The sequence below is a fragment of the Dyella sp. SG609 genome, from assembly GCF_012275375.1.
Taxonomy (GTDB): domain Bacteria; phylum Pseudomonadota; class Gammaproteobacteria; order Xanthomonadales; family Rhodanobacteraceae; genus Dyella_D; species Dyella_D marensis.
The window spans coordinates 259,261-276,552 of record NZ_JAAZQJ010000003.1 but is presented as its reverse complement, the minus strand read 5'-3'; the positions used below and the strand labels follow the sequence as shown (position 1 = coordinate 276,552).

10 protein-coding genes are annotated in these 17,292 nt (G+C 69.4%); 2 read left to right on the top strand and 8 right to left on the bottom strand.

The window, feature by feature from the left end:
• Positions 1 to 3 precede the first annotated feature (3 nt).
• From FHW85_RS07420 to FHW85_RS07405, 4 genes are all read right to left on the bottom strand, one after another.
• Positions 4 to 3,078, bottom strand: coding sequence for an efflux RND transporter permease subunit (locus FHW85_RS07420; RefSeq protein WP_168647844.1), 3,075 nt, complete (start codon positions 3,076 to 3,078; stop codon positions 4 to 6).
• A gap of 3 nt (positions 3,079 to 3,081) precedes the next feature.
• On the bottom strand, positions 3,082 to 3,990 hold the full coding sequence (locus FHW85_RS07415) for a hypothetical protein (protein WP_168647843.1): 909 nt from the start codon (positions 3,988 to 3,990) through the stop codon (positions 3,082 to 3,084).
• Positions 3,987 to 5,387 carry a TolC family protein gene (locus FHW85_RS07410; RefSeq protein ID WP_168647842.1) on the bottom strand — a complete coding sequence of 467 codons (1,401 nt, stop codon included), beginning with the start codon at positions 5,385 to 5,387 and terminating at the stop codon, positions 3,987 to 3,989. Before FHW85_RS07410 ends, FHW85_RS07415 begins: the two co-directional genes overlap by 4 nt.
• Positions 5,388 to 5,486: 99 nt before the next feature.
• Positions 5,487 to 6,245, bottom strand: coding sequence for a SapC family protein (locus FHW85_RS07405; protein ID WP_167258372.1), 759 nt, complete (start codon positions 6,243 to 6,245; stop codon positions 5,487 to 5,489).
• 254 nt (positions 6,246 to 6,499) lie between these two features.
• Between FHW85_RS07405 and FHW85_RS07400 the strand changes: the two genes are divergently transcribed.
• A complete protein-coding gene (locus tag FHW85_RS07400; RefSeq protein ID WP_167258370.1) occupies positions 6,500 to 7,123 on the top strand; it encodes an HNH endonuclease in 624 nt (207 codons plus the stop codon).
• Here FHW85_RS07400 and FHW85_RS07395 read toward each other — a convergent pair.
• On the bottom strand, positions 7,083 to 7,553 hold the full coding sequence (locus FHW85_RS07395) for a low affinity iron permease family protein (protein WP_168647841.1): 471 nt from the start codon (positions 7,551 to 7,553) through the stop codon (positions 7,083 to 7,085). The two genes, FHW85_RS07400 and FHW85_RS07395, sit on opposite strands and share 41 nt — an antisense overlap.
• A gap of 148 nt (positions 7,554 to 7,701) precedes the next feature.
• Here FHW85_RS07395 and dxs point away from each other — a divergent pair, with 148 nt between their 5' ends.
• The gene (gene dxs, locus FHW85_RS07390; RefSeq protein ID WP_167258366.1) at positions 7,702 to 9,585 is read left to right on the top strand and encodes a 1-deoxy-D-xylulose-5-phosphate synthase; all 1,884 of its coding nucleotides are present in this window, start codon (positions 7,702 to 7,704) and stop codon (positions 9,583 to 9,585) included.
• 290 nt (positions 9,586 to 9,875) lie between these two features.
• Here the strand turns inward: dxs and FHW85_RS07385 are convergent, their stop codons facing one another.
• The 3 genes from FHW85_RS07385 to FHW85_RS07375 all read right to left on the bottom strand — a co-directional run bounded on the left by FHW85_RS07385 (position 9,876) and on the right by FHW85_RS07375 (position 17,249).
• Positions 9,876 to 11,897, bottom strand: a complete 2,022-nt coding sequence (locus FHW85_RS07385) for a glycosyl hydrolase family 18 protein (protein WP_168647982.1) — start codon at positions 11,895 to 11,897, stop codon at positions 9,876 to 9,878.
• 368 nt (positions 11,898 to 12,265) lie between these two features.
• Positions 12,266 to 13,087, bottom strand: a complete 822-nt coding sequence (gene prmC / locus FHW85_RS07380) for a peptide chain release factor N(5)-glutamine methyltransferase (RefSeq protein ID WP_168647981.1) — start codon at positions 13,085 to 13,087, stop codon at positions 12,266 to 12,268.
• Positions 13,080 to 17,249, bottom strand: a complete 4,170-nt coding sequence (locus FHW85_RS07375; RefSeq protein WP_168647840.1) for a hypothetical protein — start codon at positions 17,247 to 17,249, stop codon at positions 13,080 to 13,082. The genes prmC and FHW85_RS07375 overlap by 8 nt, the downstream gene beginning before the upstream one ends.
• Positions 17,250 to 17,292: the final 43 nt, after the last annotated feature.

Below are 17,292 nucleotides of genomic sequence, written 5' to 3'. Positions count from 1 at the left end.
ACGCTACGGCCTGGCCAGGCGCAGATAGCGCCCGGCCAGCGCCGGCAGCACCAGCAGGTTGAGCACGGTGGAGCTGGCCAGGCCGCCGAGGATCACGATCGCCATCGGCCCCTCCACCTCGCGTCCCGGTTCGCCGTTGCCCAGCGCCAGCGGCAGCAGGCCCAGCGCGGTCACCAGGGCGGTCATCAGGATCGGCGTCAGCCGCTCGCGCGCGCCGCGCAGCACGGTGTGGCGATTCCAGTGCGCGCCCTCCACGCTCACCAGGTGCTCGTAGTGCGAGACCAGCATGATGCTGTTGCGCGCGGAGATGCCGAACAGCGTGACGAAACCCACCAGCGCACCGATCGACAGCACGCCGCCGGCCAGGCCCGCGGCGATCACGCCGCCCACCAGCGCGAACGGCACGTTGGCCAGCACCAGGGCCACGCTGCGCCGGTCCGGAAACGCGGCGAGCAGCAGCGCGACGATGCCCACGCCGGCCAGCCCGCCATGCAGCAGCAGGTCGTGGCGCGCCTGCGCAGCGCCTTCGGCGGTGCCGCCGAATTCGAGGTAATAGCCGGCCGGCAGCGGCACACTCTTCGCAAGCGCGGCGCGCGCCTGGTCGACGAAGCCGACCACGTCGGCGGTGGCCGGATACACCGCCAGCACCAGCCGGCGGCGGCCGCCTTCGTGCAGCACGTTGGCGCGGCCTTCGAGCAGGTCGGTATCGGCCACGGCGGACAGCGGCACGTTGCGTCCGGCGGGACTGCGCAGCAGCAGCTGGCCCACCGTCTCCGGATCGCGCTGCGCCGAAGGATCGAGCCGCAGGCGCACGGCGATCGGCTGCACCCCGTCGAACACTTCGCCCGCCACCACGCCCTGGTGTGCGGCGGCCACCGCATCGAGCACGTCGGCCATACGCAGGCCGTAGGCGGCGAGGCGTTCCGCTTGCGGTGCGATACGCAGGGTCGGCACGGTGGGCGTATCGGATAAGCGCACGCTGCCGTTGCCGGGCACAGACTGCATCGACTGCTTCACCTTGTCGGCGAGCCGGTCGAGCGTATCCAGGTCGTTGCCGTAGATGCTGATCGTCACCGGCGCGGTTTCGCCGGACAGCGATTCGCCGATGCGGTCGCCGAGGAAGGTCACCACCTCGCCGCTGAAACCCGGATAGCCATCCACCACGTTCTTCAACGCGGTTTCGATGCGCACCTGATCGGCCGCGCCCAGGCCCGGCTTCAGCTCGACGTGGAATTCGCTCTGATTCGGCGGCCAGGTGTCCTGCACCGCTTCGGCGCGGCCGACCTGCTGCGATACGGTGGCCACGCCGGGAATCGCCAGCACGTCCTTGCCCATGTGCTCGCCGATGCGCGCCATCTCCTCCAGCGAGGTGCCGCCAGGCCCCTGCAGCTGGATCACAAAATGCCCTTCGCGGAATTCCGGCAGCAGCGCCGCGCCGAACAGCGGCAGCACCGCCACCGCCGCCGCGCCCAGCAGCAAGGCGCCGATCAACCACGCGCGGCCATGCGGCAGCGCGCGCTCCAGCAGCCGGTGCTGCGCCAGCTTGGCGCGCTTGAGCCAGCGCGGCTCGCGATGGCGGCGGTCGGCGCGCAGCAGCAACAGGCACAGCGCGGGCGTCACCGTGAGCGCCACCAGCAGCGAGGCGAACGTCGCCAGCAGGAAGGCGCCGGCCAGCGGCGCGAAGAAACTGCCCTGCAGGCCGGGCAGCAGCAGGATGGGCAGGAACACCAGCCCGACCACCACGGTGGCCAGCACCACCGGACGGCGCACTTCCAGCGAAGCGTCGAGGATCACTTCCGCACGCACCGCGGTGGAGCCGGCGCGGCGCAGGCGGCGCATCACGTTCTCCACGTCGATGATGGCGTCGTCCACCACCACGCCCAGCGCCACCGCCAGGCCGCCCAGGGTCATGGTGTTGATGGTCCAGCCGAACCACGGAAACACCATGACGGCGAAGGCGAGCGACAGCGGAATGCTGAAGAAGGAGATCAGCGCGGTGCGCCAGTCGCGCAGGAACAGCACCAGCACGGCCAGCACCAGCACCGCGCCGAGCAGCAGCGCGCCGCGCATACGGGCCAGCGCCACTTCCACGAAGGTGGCCGGGCGATGCAGCGCGGGCACCAGGGTCACGCCCTGCGCGGCGAGCATCGGCTTGAGTTCGTCCAGCGCGGCTTCCACCGCGTGGGTGACTTCCAGCGTATTGGCGCCGTACTGGCTGTTCAGTGCGACCAGCACGCCGGGCCTGGCCATGATGCGCGAATCGCCGAAGGCAGGCGCGGCCTGCTCGGCGACATCCGCCACATCGGCGAGCGTGACGTTGCGCCCCGCGTGCTGCGTGATCACCGCCTGGCCGAGCTGGGTTGGCGTGGCGAGCGTGCCATCGGCTTCCAGCACGACGCGCTGCGCCGGCGTGTCCACATAGCCTGCGCCACGCACGCCGCTTGCCGCCGCGGCAGCCGCTCGCACGTCTTCCAGCGTCAATCCGAAGGCGGCCAGCCGATCCGGATGCACGCGCACCTGCCACTCGCGCACGCCGCCACCGAACACGGTGGCGTCGGCCACGCCAGCCACCGCCAGCAGGCGCGGCTTCACCGTCCAGTCGGCGAGCGAGCGCAAGGCGAGCGGATCGAGCTTGTCGCTGAGCAGGCCGAACTTCAGCAGGTCCATGGTGGAGGACACCATCGGGCTGATGGTCGGCGCCTGCACGCCCTGCGGCAGGCGCGCGGATGCTTCGGCGATGCGCTCGGCCAGCAGCTGGCGGTCGCGGAACGGATCGCTGCCTTCCTTGAAGACCACCGTGATGACGGCCAGGCCCTGGATCGACTGCGAGCGCACCACGTCGACGTCGGTGCCGCCGTTGACGGCGTTCTCGATCGGCTGCGTGACGCGCTGCTCCACCTGCAGCGCGGTGAAGCCGGGCGACTCGACCTGGATGGTGAGTTCGGCCGGCACGAAGTCGGGAAACACGTCGTAGCGCGCGGTGCGCAGATGGGCGACGCCGACCACGAGCAGCAGCGTGGCGAGCAGCGCGATCCACCATGGATGGCGCAGGGCGCCGCGGACGATAAAAGTCAGCATGGTTCAGTCGTCGCCCGGCTTGCCTGCGTCGGCGGCCGCGGGAACGGGCGCGGCATCGAGCGCGATCAGCGTTTCCGCGCCGCGCGCCACCGCTTTCTCGCCGGCCTTGAACGGTGCGCCGACGATCCAGCCGTCCGCCGTAATCGCCAGCGCGCTCACCGCACGGCGTTCGAAGTGCGTGGCATCGGTGGCGATATAAGCCCAGGACACGCCGTTCCAGCGCACCACCGCGCTGCGCGGCAGCAGCACGCCCGCGGCGCCGGCCGCCGCGCCACGCAGCCGCGCGGTGAGCGCCATGCCAGGCATCAGGCCCGCACCCGGCGCTTCGAGCAGCCAGCCACCGGCAAGACCCGAGGTGCTGCGCGGCAGCGGTCCGAGCACGTGCGCGGCGACATCGCCCAGCTGTGCGCCGGCGGCCTGGAATCCGGGCGCGGGCGCGGCGAGCGGCTCGGCCTTGAGCCAGGCCGTGCGGCCATCGAGCAGGCTTTCCGCGCGCGCATGCAGCGCGTGCGCATCGAGCGCGGCAATGGCGCTGCCCCAATCCATGCGCAACTGGGTGCGAGCCTGCTGCAGCTTCGCCTGGTCGACCGCGGCCTGCGCGCGCGCCGCTTCCACCGCCTTGCGCGACATATTGCCGTCGGCCGCGAACAGCGCCTGCACGCGGCGCGCTTCCGCGTTCGAGGCGTCGGCCGTGGCCTGCAGCGCGGCGATATCGTCGGCGGCCTTTGCCAGCGTGGATGGATCCAGCACTTCCGCGGCAGCCGCCAGCTCGACCGGCGCCTGCGCGACGCGCAGTTCGACCAGCGCGAGACCGAGGCGGTTCTGCGTGGCGGCATCCACTTCGGTCGCTGCGGCATCGGCGGCGGCCAGTGCAAGCGATGCTGCCAGCAGCAAGGAGCGAACGGCGTTCATGGGGTATCTCCAGCATGGCCGGCTGCGCGCAGCAGCTCGGCCTCGTTGCCTTCCAGCGGTGTGCGCACGGCGTCTTCCAGCGCGCCCAGCGCTTGCTGGGCCTGGTCGGCGGCGGCGAGCTGCGCCTGTGCAGCGGTGGCGGTGGCCAGTTGCGCGTTGAGCACGGCGAGGCGGTCGTCCTCGCCGTGCGCATAGCCGGCGGCGGTCTGCTGCTGCAGGCGTTCGGCGGCGCCGCGGCCGTGCGTGGCGGCATCCAGCGCCTGGCGTGCGGCGGCCAGTTTCGCGGTGGTGCCTTCGATCTCGCTGTCGATGCCGGCCTGTACGGCTTCGACGTGGCGGCCGGCGGCTTCGCGCCGCGCTTCGGCTTCGGCGATCGGCCCCTGGTTCTGATCGAACAGCGGCAGCGTGGCGCCGAGGTTGAACTGCAGTTTGCGCACGCCGTGGTCGTAGGTGTAGCCGGGGCCGATGCTGATCTGCGGGTATTGCATGCGCACCTGCTGGCGCAGTTCCGTTTCGCGCGCGGCGTAGTCGACAAGGGCGCGTTCCAGGTCGGGGCGCGAGAGGCGCGCCTGGGTCGCCAGTTGATCGAGTTGCGTGGCGGAAAGAGCTGGCGGTGATTCGAGGCCGTCCCACGCCAGTACGACGCCATCCAAGGCATGCACCGGCACGCCGACGGCGCGGGCCAGGCGCGCACGCGCATCGGCTACGCGCTGCGCCGCCGTAGCCGAGGCATCGCGCGCCTGCGCGAGCACCAGCGCCACCTGCAATACGTCCGCCGGCACCGCTTCGCCCAGGGCGCGGCGGCGTTCCTGCGCGGCTTGCAGCGCGGCTGCCTTGGCCACCGCATCTTCGGCCAGTGCGTGCTGGCGCTCGCCCAGCAGCAGGTCGGCCAGCGCGGTGCGCAGCGTGCGGCGCACTTCCCACACCTTCTCGGCGTAGTCGATCCGCGCGCCGCGCACGCCGGCGTCGGCCAGATCGGCGCGCAAGCGGCGGCGCACGGCGGTGTCGATCAGCCAGTTGGTGCTGACGCCCCACAGCCAGGGACTGCTGCCGGCCTGGTCCTGCGCATAGCGCTCCAGCGCCAGGTTCACCGAAGGATTGGGCCAGGCCTTGGTGGTGCGCACCGCGGCATCCGCTTCGGCCAGATGCGCGCGCGCTTCGGCAAGGTCGGGATTGAGCACCAGCGCGGCGAGCAGCAGTTCGCCGCGCCCGTAGCGCGCGGGCGGCCAGGCCACGGCGGGAGCGAGGCGCGCGGCCAGCGCCGGATCGTCCAGGCGGCGGGCCTGCCACTGCGCGGCGGTGGCGGCGGGATCGATGGGCCGCGCCTGGTAATGCGCGCAACCGGCGAGCGCGGCCAGGACGATGGCGCCGAGGGCGCGTAACAGAGCATGTCGCATGCCGCGCATCTTCCCGGCAGGGCCTTAGTGGCCGCTTAGATGCGCCGCCAAAAAAAACGGCGCCGCGAGGGCGCCGTTTTCTCGATCGCGCAAGCGCGCTCAGTTCCTGGTGGACTTGCTCTCGACCTGCTCGAGCTGGTCCAGGCGCTGCGCCACGCGGTCGATGTTGGACAGCGACAGCAGGTGCGCGTAAATCCAGCCGAACACGCCTTCCTGCAGGAATTCCTGCGCGGTCTTGGCGTCGAGCTTGCGCAACTTCTCCTCGCTGACCACGTACAGGCCGTTGAGGTTGATCGCCTTGCCGTCCTTCTCCAGGCGGATGTTGCGCGGCTCGAGCAGGTCGTGCTTGCGGATCTGCTCCATGAACCACTGCGTGCGGCCCACGTGCTGCTGGAATTCGCCGAGGAAGTTCACGGCGTTCTTCAGCATCTCGCTGTCGGTGCCGTCTTCCTGGAACAGGCGCTCGCCCTCGTCGCTGCCGAAGCCTTCGTAGGCCTCGTCCAGGAACACGGTGAAGTCGTCGCCTTCCTCGCCTGCCGGCTTTTCGGCCAGCACGAACGGATAGCGGCGCACGAAGGCCGGCACGTAGGTGTTGGCTGCCCACTGGCCGTCGGCGTCGACGAACAGGTTCTCGTTCTGGCGCAGGCCCAGCAGGGCCATCGGGCCGGCTTCTTCCATGCTGCTGCCGGCGAACAGGATCGGCAGGTCACGCGCCGCGGCGGGGAATTCCACGCCGGTCAGCGGCACCGAGTGCACGCCGGCCGCGAAACGCAGGCTCGGGATGCCCTTCAGGCGCAGATCCTTGTGTTGGGTACGGTTGAGCGGCACCGGGCGCTCGTAGAAAAGAACTTCAGCCACGTCGTTTACCTCTGCCCCGCCGTGCCGGGGTCGCCACCCAGGCTTCCCCTCCCAAACCCGGCGTCGGGTCTACAGATGAATGGGCACTATATCGCAGGCCCGCGGCGAAGCGTAAATAGGCCGCTCCGGAGGCCGACTTTTCAGCGGCGACAGGCATTTGCACGCATTTTGCAACGAAACATGGTTTATGCTCGGGCGAACCAGCGCCTATGCAACGCCGGACGCTCCTCGAGTCGCCTTGAAGGACGGAACACATGCCGATGGAAGTTCCCATGCGGCTGATCGACGGACCAGGAAAGGTCGCCGATCTGCATTCGACCCGCATCCTCTCCCTGGACGCGGCGGGCCGCATTCTCGACTGGATCAGCTGGCAGGACGCCGTCTGCCTGTACGTCCGCGACGCCGTCGCCTGGACCCTGGGCGACCCCTGCCTGACCGTCTACGGCGGCCACAACCGTGACCTGGGCCGGCGCAGCTCGCTGCAGCTGCACCCGATCGTGGCCAGTTCCGGCCACTGCCGCGAGCACGCGGTGGACCCGGCGCCGACCCTGACCAATACCGCCCTGTTCGCCCGCGATCGCTATATCTGCCTGTACTGCGGCGACCACTTCAGCCGCGGCGAGCTGACCCGCGACCACGTGCTGCCGATCTCCAAGAAGGGCAAGGACGAGTGGGAGAACGTGGTCAGCGCCTGCCTGGCCTGCAATCTCAAGAAGAGCAACCGCACCCCGCAGCAGGCCAACATGCCGCTGCTGGCCGTGCCGTACCGCCCGAGCTGGGTGGAACACCTGATCCTGTCCAACCGCAACATCCTGGCCGACCAGATGGAATTCCTGGTCAGCCACCTGCCGCGCGACCGCCGCCACCTGATGGGCTGAGGCCCTGGCGGCGGCCCTTCGCTTGCTCCCGCGCCTCCTCCACCACTTCCTCGAACTGGCTGAGGTCGTCGCGGGCGCTCTCAGCCAGGCGGGCGTAATGGCGGCGGATGCGCTCCAGCTGCTGGTCGTCCAGGTTTTCCAGGTTCAGCAAGGCGTTGTGCGCCTTGCTGCTGCAGATCAGCTCGTCCAGCTTGATCTGCAGGGCCGCGGTGTCGCGGTTCTGGGTGCTCTGGATCAGGAACACCATCAGGAAGGTGATGATGGTGGTGCCGGTATTGATCACCAGCTGCCAGGTGTCGTTGAAGTGAAAGATCGGGCCGGTAGCCGCCCAGCCGGCGATCAGCAGCACCGCCAGCAGGAAGGCCGCCGGCTTGCCGGCGTAGTGGGCGGTGGCCTCGGCGAAGCGGCGGAATGCCGTCTGTCGGCTCATCACAGGCTCCTTCAGCTTGAACGGAACCACACTGGCCGCCGCGGCGTCGGCACGGCGTGAGATCGGCCCCGGGCCAAACCCCTCGGACAGCTTTCTTTCACGGTCCTGCCCTTGCCCCGCCCCCCGGCTGGTTCAACAATACGCAGCTATGAATATTCCTACCCGGTTTTCCCACCTGGCGGCCATCGAGACGCCGGCCGACCTGCGCCGCGTCTCCGACGAGGACCTGCCGGCCGTCGCCGATGAGCTGCGCCAGTACCTGATCGAGTCCGTGGCCAGCTCGGGCGGGCATTTCGGGGCGGGGCTGGGCGTGGTCGAGCTGACCGTGGCGCTGCATCGCGTGTTCGACACGCCGCGCGACCGGCTGGTCTGGGACGTCGGCCATCAGTGCTATCCGCACAAGATTCTCACCGGCCGCCGCGACCGCATTACCACGATCAAGAAGAAGGACGGCCTGGCCCCGTTCCCGCGCCGCGAGGAAAGCGAGTACGACACCTTCGGCGTCGGCCACTCGTCCACCTCGATCTCGGCCGCGCTGGGCATGGCCATCGCCGCGCAGCGCAAGGGCGACAACCGCAAGGTGGTGGCGGTGATCGGCGACGGCGCGATGACCGCCGGCATGGCCTTCGAGGCGCTCAACCACGGCGGCGACGTCGAGCCGAACATGCTGGTCGTGTTCAACGACAACGGCATGTCGATCAGCGAGAACGTCGGCGCGCTGACCAAGATGATGGCCCGCGCCATGGCCAGCCACACGCTCAACGCCTGGCGCGAGCGGGCCAAGCGGGCGATTCCGAAGCAGTCGTTCTTCGGCCGCTTCTTCAAGCGCTGGGAAGAGCACGCCAAGGGCATGTTCGTGCCCAGCACGCTGTTCGAAGAACTGGGCTTCCACTACACCGGCCCGATCGACGGCCACAACATCCCGCAGCTGCTGCACGCGCTGCGCATGGTGAAGGACCTGCCCGGCCCGCAGCTGCTGCACGTGGTCACCACCAAGGGCAAGGGCTATGCCCCGGCCGAGCAGGCGCAGATCGAATACCACGCGGTCGGCCCGTTCGATCCGCAGGCCGGCCTGGTGAAGAAGTCCGGCCCGGCCAAGCCGACCTACACCGACGTCTTCAGCGACTGGCTGTGCGACCAGGCCGCCGCCGACGAACGCCTGCTGGGCATCACCCCGGCCATGCGCGAAGGCTCGGGCCTGGTGCGTTTCTCCAAGGAATACCCGCAGCGCTATTTCGACGTGGCGATCGCCGAGCAACACGCGGTGACCCTGGCCGCGGGCATGGCCTGCGAAGGTGCCAAGCCGGTGGTGGCGATCTACTCCACCTTCCTGCAGCGCGCCTACGACCAGGCCATCCACGACGTGGCGCTGCAGAACCTGGACGTGACCTTCGCCATCGACCGCGCCGGCGTGGTCGGCCCGGACGGCGCCACCCATGCGGGCAGCTTCGATCTTTCGTTCCTGCGCTGCCTGCCGAACATGGTGATCATGGCGCCGGCCGACGAGAACGAGTGCCGCATGATGCTCAGCACCGGCTTCGCCTACGACGGCCCGGCCGCGGTGCGCTATCCGCGCGGCACCGGCCCCGGCGTGGCGCTGCGCAAGGAACTGGACACGCTGCCGCTGGGCAAGGCGGAACTGCGCCGCCGCGGCCGCCGCCTGGCCCTGCTCAGCTTCGGCGCGATGCTGGCGCCGGCGGTGGAGATCGCCGCGGAGCTGGACGCCACCCTGGTGAACATGCGCTTCGTCAAACCGCTGGACGAGGCGATGATCCTGGAGCTGGCCAAAACGCACGAAGCCTTCGTCACCCTGGAAGACAACGCCATCGCCGGCGGCGCCGGTTCGGGCGTGGCCGAGTGCCTGGCCGCGCACGGCGTGACCTTGCCGATCCTGCATCTGGGCCTGCCCGACGTGTATCTGGAACACGGCAGCCGCGAGGAAGTGCTGACCATGGCGGGGCTGGACCTGCCGGGGATACGCAACGCGATCCGCGCGCGATTTCCCCAGTTTGCTGCTGCCGCTTCGGCCTGATCCGTAGAAACCTGCCTCACCGCCGTCATTCCGGCGCAGGCCGGACGAGCGCGTAGCGCGAAGAACGCCCGCAGGGCGGCCCCGAAGGGGTGAGCGAAGCGAATCATCCAGTAGCGACATCGCTGGATTGTCGCGTGGAGGCCGGTGTGCTGCTTTTCAAAGCGAACGCTGTGGCTATTTCGCCAAACCAAACCGCATCGCTACTGGATTCCGGCCTGCGCCGGAATGACGAGCGAAGAAAAGGCCACCCCGCTGACGCGGGGCGGCCTTTTCGTTTTCGCACAACCCGCTTACTTCAATCCATTTGAAATAGCTTTGATCAACGTGCCGTTCGCATCGTCCCCGCTGAATTCCCACGAGAACGCGCCGCCCAGCGACTGCGCCTTCACGTAGTTCATCTTGCGCTGGATATTGGCCGGATCGTCGAAGCTCCAGAACGTGCTGCCGTTGAAGATCCAGTGCGCGCCGGCCGCGGTGTCGTCGTAGCTGGGATAGCCCAGGTTCTTGAGCACCTTGTAGTCCTCGATGCCCGCCTCGTAAGTGCCAGGCGCCGCCGTGGTGCTGGGCTGGAACAGGCCGTTGTTGCTGTTGGGCACGTTGCTCCAGCCGCGGCCGTAGAAGCCGATGCCCAGGTTGATCTTGGCGGCCGGCATGCCCGCGGCGATCAAAGCCTGGATGGCGTCGTTGGTGTTGTACTTGGCCGCGTCGCCGGTGGAGGGATCGCCCGCCGGCTTGTACAGCGCGGAGTGGAAGTTGGTCGGGCTTTCCCAGGCGCCGTGGAAGTCGTACGTCATCAGGTTGACGAAATCGATCGACGAAGCGTACTGGCTGGGCTGGGTCACGCGGATCTTGTCCACGCCCGCGCCGCCGGCGATGGTCAGCAGCAGGCCCGGGCGCACCGCATCGAGCTGGCGGCGGAACTCGGCCAGCAGGGCGGTGAAGTTCGCGGTGTCCTCGCTGCCGCCGCAGCTCAGGCCGCAGGCGGCCGGATACTCCCAGTCGATATCGATGCCGTCGAACACGCCGGCTGCCGCACCCGTACCGCCGGCACTGTCGGTCACCGGCAGGTTGCCCTTGATGTAGGCGTCGATGCACGAGGCCACGAAGGCCTGGCGATTGGCCGGCTGCGCCGCGCTGGCGAAACCGCGCGACCAGGTCCAGCCGCCCAGCGAGATCAGCACCTTCAGGTTGGGATACTTCGCCTTAAGTTCCTTCAGCTGGTTCCAGTTGCCGCGCAGCGGCTGGTTCCAGGTGTCGCCCACGCCGCTGACGCTGCTGCCGGCGTCGTACGACTTGGTGTAGTCGGCATAGGCATCGCCGCCGACGCCGGTGTTCGGATCGGAAGCCTGGGTCACGCCCACTTCGCACTTGTTGTTGCGCACGTTGCCGAAGGCGTAGTTGATGTGGGTGAGCACCGCGGCCGAGCCGCTGGTGTCGATGTTCTTCACCTGGTAGTTGCGGCCGTAGATGCCCCACTGGGTGAAGTAGCCGATCACCCGCTTGCCGCCACCGCCGCCGCCCGCACTGGTCTTGGCGTTGATCGCGGAGCTCTGCGCGGAGGCATTGCCGGCGTTGTCGCGCGCACGCACCGTGTAGCTGTAGGTGGTGCTCGCGGCCAGGCCGGTGTCGGTATAGCTGGTGGCGGATGTGGAGCCGACCAGCGTGCCGTTGCGGTACACGTCGTAGCCGGCCACGCCGCTGCCGCCGCTGTTGTCGGTGGAAGCGCTCCAGCTCAGCGATACGGTGCTGGCCGTCTGCGACGGCGAAGCCAGGCCCTGCGGCACGCTCGGCGGCGTGGTGTCGCCGCCGCTGTTGGGATTGACCGTGATGCTGACGGTGGAAGAGGTGGTGGACAGTCCGCCGTTATCGGTAGCCACGGCTTTGAGCGTGTAACTGCCGGCCGGCACGTTGCTCCAGGTCACCGAATACGGTGTCGTGGTTTTCGCGCCCAGCGACGTGGAGCCGTTGAAGAACTCGACCTTGCTGACCGTGCCGTCGCTGTCGCTGGCATTGGCGCTCAGCGTGATGTTTGCGCCAGCGGTGAACGTGGCGCCATTGGCCGGCGATGTGAGAGCCACCGACGGCGGCTGGTTGCTGCTGGACCCGCACTGACCGAGGTCCTGATACCAGCCGCAGCTCGGACAGTAGTCCGGCGGCGTATTCCAGATCTGCGTGGACGCCTGATACAGATGGTTGTTGTAGACCATCTTGTCGCCCGCGTTGTAGATGGTGGTGGCGTTCCATGCCGCCACGCCCGCGCAGCTTGCGCTCTGCGCGCCGACCGCTCCACTCCACAGTGCTGCCGGCAGCATGGCCAGCAGCAGGAGAACCCTCAACAGGTTGCGCATGACACGACTCCGTGATCGAAAGGATTCGAACGCCGGATGCGATGACGCTGGAACGCCGGATGCGCTGGCGCAGCGCCGTCATGCGCGCCGCCCGAAGAACGGATGCCCGGCCCCCACCGGATGCCCGCCTCCCTCCCGACGATGTGGCGCCCTCCCCGGCTCCCCATCAGCACTGGCGCCCAGGCGCCAGCCGCTGCACTGGACTCCTGTCTGACAACGTTGTCAATCCTGTCCTGCGAAAGACTGCGCGGAAGAGCACGTTTTTGCGATACGCCCGCACGGTCACCACGCCCCTGGCGTGGTGGCCCGGTGAAAACCAGGTAAGCGGAGCGCTAGCGGCGGCCGCCGGAGACGCGGTCGCGGCCTTCCAGGTCGGTGGCGGTGAAGACGTCGGCGTAGCCGGCCTGCTCCAGCAGGGCACGCACCGGCGCACCTTGATCCCAGCCGTGTTCCAGCAGCAACCAGCCACCCCGGACGAGATGGTCCGGCGCACCGGTGACGATCTCGCGGATCGCGTCCAGTCCATCGGCGCCCGAAGCGAGGGCCGTGGCGGGTTCGTAGCGCAGATCGCCCTCGCCGAGATGCGGATCGGCGGATTCGATGTAGGGCGGGTTGGAAACGACCAGATCAAAGCGCTCGCCGGACAACGGTGTCATCCATGTCCCATGCAGAAAGCGCACGCGCCCCAGGCCCAGCCGCTGCGCATTGCCGCGCGCCACCGCGAGCGCGTCCACGCTCAGGTCCACCGCCGCCACTTCCGCGCGCGGACGTTCCTTCGCAATGGCCAGCGCAATCGCACCGCTGCCCGTGCCCAGATCCACCACGCGGCAAACGCCATCGGACGGCAGCCGCTCCAGCGCCAGCTCCACCAGCAGTTCGGTTTCCGGCCGCGGAATCAGCGTGGCCGGCGTGACATCCAGCTCCAGCGACCAGAAGCCACGGCGGCCGGTGATGTAAGCCACCGGCTCGCCTGCCTCGCGCCGCGCGACCATCGCTTCGAAGGCCGCGCGGGTGGCGTCATCCAGGACGTCGGTGTCGTGCGCGATCAGCCAGGCGCGCGGCTTGTCCAGCGCGTGCAGCAGCAGCGCCTCGGCATCGATCCGTTCGCCGAGGCGCTGCGTCGCCGCAGCCAGCGCGCCGCGCACATCAACCATCATGGCGTTCCGGCTGCTGCGGCGGCAGTTCGGGCGGCATCGCGGCGGGACGCGCGGGCTTCGGCTCGCCCTTGCGCCAGTAGCCTTCGCGCGTCCACGCCTCGAAGCCCCAGCGCAGCCAGCCGATCAGCGCATTGGCCAGCCACAGCGCCCACAGCAGCATGGCGATCTTGTAGGCCCACAGCGACACGCTGAACACGCCGCCGCGCGGCAGCACGTCGGTGGTCTGGTCGGCAAACCAGCGCAACTGCCAGGCCGTGGAACCGTTGCCGGCGACATGCATGTCCGGCAGGCCGAGCAGCCCCTTCGGCACCGCCGAGATCAGCACCACCAGCGCGATCACCGTAAAGAACGCCAGCGCGATCTGCAGCAGGTTGAAGCCCACCGCGCCAAGCCGCTCCGGCGGCGCCTTGCGCGCACGCAGGCCCAACGCGATCAGCCACACCACCACGAGCGCATACGCGCTCCAGGCAAAGGCGGAGAAGCCAAGGCCCAGCAGCAGCCAATGATGGAAGCGCAGCGGCGTCGGTGCGTAGCGCGCCAGCAGCCAGGCCACCAGCAACAGCACCACCAGCTGCGACCAGTACAGCACGGCGGGGCCGGCGGTCGGACCCCAGGTCCACAGCACCCAGCGGTCTTCCGGCAGCTTCACGCCCAGGTACAGGTTGGCCGCGGATGCGCCCAGTCCCAGCTGCGCGCTGCGCGTCGCCGCGGCAATGCCGTGCGGTTCGCGCAGGCGCAGTTCGAACCAGTGCGCGCCCGGCAGCAGCGGCAGGCTCAGCTTGCCGTCGCGCACGGCCAGGCTCAGCGGCTGGTCGTCGCGCCTGGCTTCCAGCAGCTCCGCGCCGGCCGGCAGCACGATGACGTGCTCGCCGCCGCGCGTGCTGCGTGCCTGCAGCTTCATGGTGGTCTCGGTGGCGCGATCGCCCACCGTGCTGTTCAAGCTCACCGAGTCGAAGGCGAGACTGTCGCCCGCTACCGCCTTGGGCTGGGTCACCGCCAGATGCAGCGCCTCGCCCGGCAGAGGACGGAACGCCAGCGCGCCGTCGTTCTGGCTGGCCGGCACACCGTCGCCGTCCACATGCCACATCGGCGCGGCCTGCACTTCCCAGTACTCCGCACGCTCGCCGAGCGCGGGCGCCTTCAGTTCCAGCTTATCGGCATGATCGAGGCGGCTGGTCCAGCTCACCTCCTGCTGGTTGCCGTTGAAGGTCACGCCGATCAGTCCGTCGTGCACGCGGATGTCGTCGCCCAGCGGGTGCTCGCCCGGCAGCAGCGGCAGGTCGAGGCTGAAGCCGCCGTCGCTCGGCGCAACACGCGTCACCGTAGTCTCAACCGTCCAGTCCACGCCCAGCACCAGCACGCGCTGCACGGTGACGTAAGGCGGGAAAGCCTGGCTGTTGGCGGTGACTTCCTTGCCATCGGCGCCGGCGCGCACGCGGTGCAGCGAAAGGCTGTCGCCCAGGGCGCGCCCTTCATCCACGCCATCGACCGCCCAGCCCTGCCCTGCGAAGGCCACGCGCTGCGGATGCAGCGCGAAGCGCAGGCTCACCGTATCGGCCGCCACCGCGCGATAGCGCAGCGACAGGCGATGCACGCCGCGCTCGATACGCACCAGGGTCTGCGCTCCGCGCTGCGCCAGCGCCGCGTCGGCGTGGCCATCGACGCCGACGCTCTGCAACTGCAGGGAGGCATCGGCCTGCGGCAGCGGCACCGCCACCGGCGCACCCACGTGCAATTCCAGATCGACATCGATCTGATCGCCGTTCGCCTGGATCTGCGCGGCAGCCACCGCCGCGCAGTTCGGCACGCACTTCGGCGCTTCGGTCAGGCGCTGGCGCAACTGCTGCAACAACGCTTCGTTCGGCAGTGCATCCTGCGCATGGGTGATCTGCGGCACCAGCGCGATCAGCAGCAGCGCAGCGCCCGCACGCGCGAACGGCCAGCGCGGCATGCCGCCATCGCCCGGACGGAACACACGCAACACGATGCGCGCGAGCAGAGCGGCCAGCAGCACCAGCATGGCGAAGCGCAGCAGCCGTACCAGCCAGGACGGTGCGATCACCAGGCGCGTGGTCTGCTCCGCGGTCACGGGCCCGGACCAGCCCAGGCGATAGTTGTTGCCAACGTTCCAGCCCGGTTCGCCGTGACCGGCCTGGATGATGTTGCGGGTGTCGGCCTGCTGCGAGAAGCGGTTGCCGGGCGGGAGCGCCGACGCGGACACGACGATGCCGCTCAAGGCTTTCGCCTTGCCGGCATAGCCCTCGGAAACGTTCGCGTCGTAAGGCGGCGCGGGCGGCGCAGGAGGTGCCGGCAGCGCTTCCGGAACCGCTTCGCTGGATGCCTCTTCGACGGCAGGAGCAGGCTCAGGCGCAGGCTGACGGCGCGCCTGAGCCTTGTCCATCGACTCCATCGCGTCCAGCGACGGTGCGGGCTTCGGCGCGGTCCAGCCGACGGCAACCGGCATCGCCTCGCCCTGTTCCAGTTGCGGATGCAATACGTAATCCATCTGCGTCGCCGCGAACGGCAAGGACCACAGCACCGCCAGCGCCAGCACGGCACCCGCGCCGATACGCGAACCCAGGCGCAGCTTGCCTTCCGGCAATGCACGCGCAAGCAAAGCCAATGCGAGCGCGACGCCGAGCGTCCAGCGCGGCGCGCCGGATTCATGCTGCGACAAGGCAAGGAAAGCGATCGCCAGCAACGCCCACGGCCAGCCCATCAGGCGCCCTGCCAGCAACGCGATCAACGCGACCACGAACAGATCGAGCAGGCTCCACTGCGCAATCCACGAATCCGGCGAACGATCCGCACCGGATGCACCGAGCAGGCGATAGCCATACGGCAGATGCAAGGTCGCCTCGATGTTCTCCAGCGGCAACTGCCAGCCGCCGCTCGGCAGCGAGCCGCCGTGCGGCAGGCGCAGGCCCGCGCTCAGATTCAATTGCGATTCGCGCAGCTCCACGCCGCTGCGTCCGTTCTCGCCGCCGGTGACCAGCAGCGGGGTTTCGCCCTGCGCCGCGCGCTGCAACTGCCATGGCGCGCTCACGTCCAGGCGCTGGCTCTTGCGCAGCGTGCCGGTGAGGCGGTCGCTGACATTGAGTCCGCGGCCGTCGAAGTCCAGCCAGATCTGCCGCTGCACCTGCACCTGGTCGCCCTGCCCGCCTTCGCTGCCGCGCGTGCCCTGCTCGATGGCGAGGCCCTGGTTGTCGTCCAGCGCAAACGCCGGCAATTCGCGCCAGTCGTCCGGCACGCCGGCCTGCGCGGCGTCGGTGGGCTGGCCTTCCACGCGCGTGCTGCGCAGTTCGGTGTTGTCCTGGTAGCTCCAGATTTCCTGACGCGGCCAGGGCTCGGCCGGCAGCTTCAGCGCCACCTGCTTGAGCACATCGGTACCGCGCGAGGTGAGGTCCAGCGTCCACTGGCCCGGGCGCAACTGGATGCGCAGCCGGCCGTCGCTCTCCAGGCGCGCCGGCAGGTTGCTGCTTAATGCGGTGGCGACGAAGCCCTGCGGCAGCGCCGGGCCGAGCAGCTGCTCGCGCGCGCTGCCGGTGACATTGATCTGCAGATGCGTTTCCAGCGTCGACGGCAGGCCGTCTTCCAGCCGGCGATAGACGCGCAAGGACAAGGCATCGGCCGCGCGCTGCGCCGCGGCGGCTTCGCCGAGCGTGAGCTGGTCGCCGTTGCGTTCGACGCGGGTGACCGCGGCGCCATCCACGTTCAAGGCCACCAGGCCGATCGAAGCCGGCACGCGCAGACGCGCGGGCCGCGAGGTCCACGGCAGCACGCCATGAATGCTGTAGTCGCCCGGCTCCAGCCACACCGACGGTTCACCGCCGCGCTCGAGTACCGCCAGCGCCTTCGTGCCGGCCGCCACCTGCTGCGGCCAGCTGCGCGCATCGCCGGGGAGGGTCACCCAGCTGGGCGCATCCACATGCACGTCGAGGGAGAAGCGGCCGCCGTCCTTGCCGGCATCCACGCCCAGCCGGCCGGGCCAGGCGCATTGCACATTGCCCGGCCCCTGGTTGGCGAGAAACGGACAGGCATGCTGCGGCACGTCGTGCAACACCCAGTCCTGCCAATTGCGCAGCGGCGGCGGCACGTCCTGCGCCAGCACAGGCGCCGCGAGCGCCCACAGACCCAACAGCCATCCCCATCGACGCATACCTGTCTCCCTTGGGCCGTCAGTGGCCGCGACGCAGTGTGGT

Bases quoted from the DNA above. Each gene is read 5' to 3' on its own strand.
- FHW85_RS07420 (WP_168647844.1), bottom strand. From the start codon at position 3,078: ATGCTGACTTTTATCGTCCGCGGCGCCCTGCGCCATCCATGGTGGATC.
- FHW85_RS07395 (WP_168647841.1), bottom strand. From the start codon at position 7,553: ATGAGCCGACAGACGGCATTCCGCCGCTTCGCCGAGGCCACCGCCCAC.
- FHW85_RS07400 (WP_167258370.1), top strand. From the start codon at position 6,500: ATGCCGATGGAAGTTCCCATGCGGCTGATCGACGGACCAGGAAAGGTC.
- FHW85_RS07385 (WP_168647982.1), bottom strand. From the start codon at position 11,897: ATGCTGCCGGCAGCACTGTGGAGTGGAGCGGTCGGCGCGCAGAGCGCA.
- prmC (WP_168647981.1), bottom strand. From the start codon at position 13,087: ATGGTTGATGTGCGCGGCGCGCTGGCTGCGGCGACGCAGCGCCTCGGC.
- FHW85_RS07375 (WP_168647840.1), bottom strand. From the start codon at position 17,249: ATGCGTCGATGGGGATGGCTGTTGGGTCTGTGGGCGCTCGCGGCGCCT.
- FHW85_RS07415 (WP_168647843.1), bottom strand. From the start codon at position 3,990: ATGAACGCCGTTCGCTCCTTGCTGCTGGCAGCATCGCTTGCACTGGCC.
- dxs (WP_167258366.1), top strand. From the start codon at position 7,702: ATGAATATTCCTACCCGGTTTTCCCACCTGGCGGCCATCGAGACGCCG.
- FHW85_RS07410 (WP_168647842.1), bottom strand. From the start codon at position 5,387: ATGCGACATGCTCTGTTACGCGCCCTCGGCGCCATCGTCCTGGCCGCG.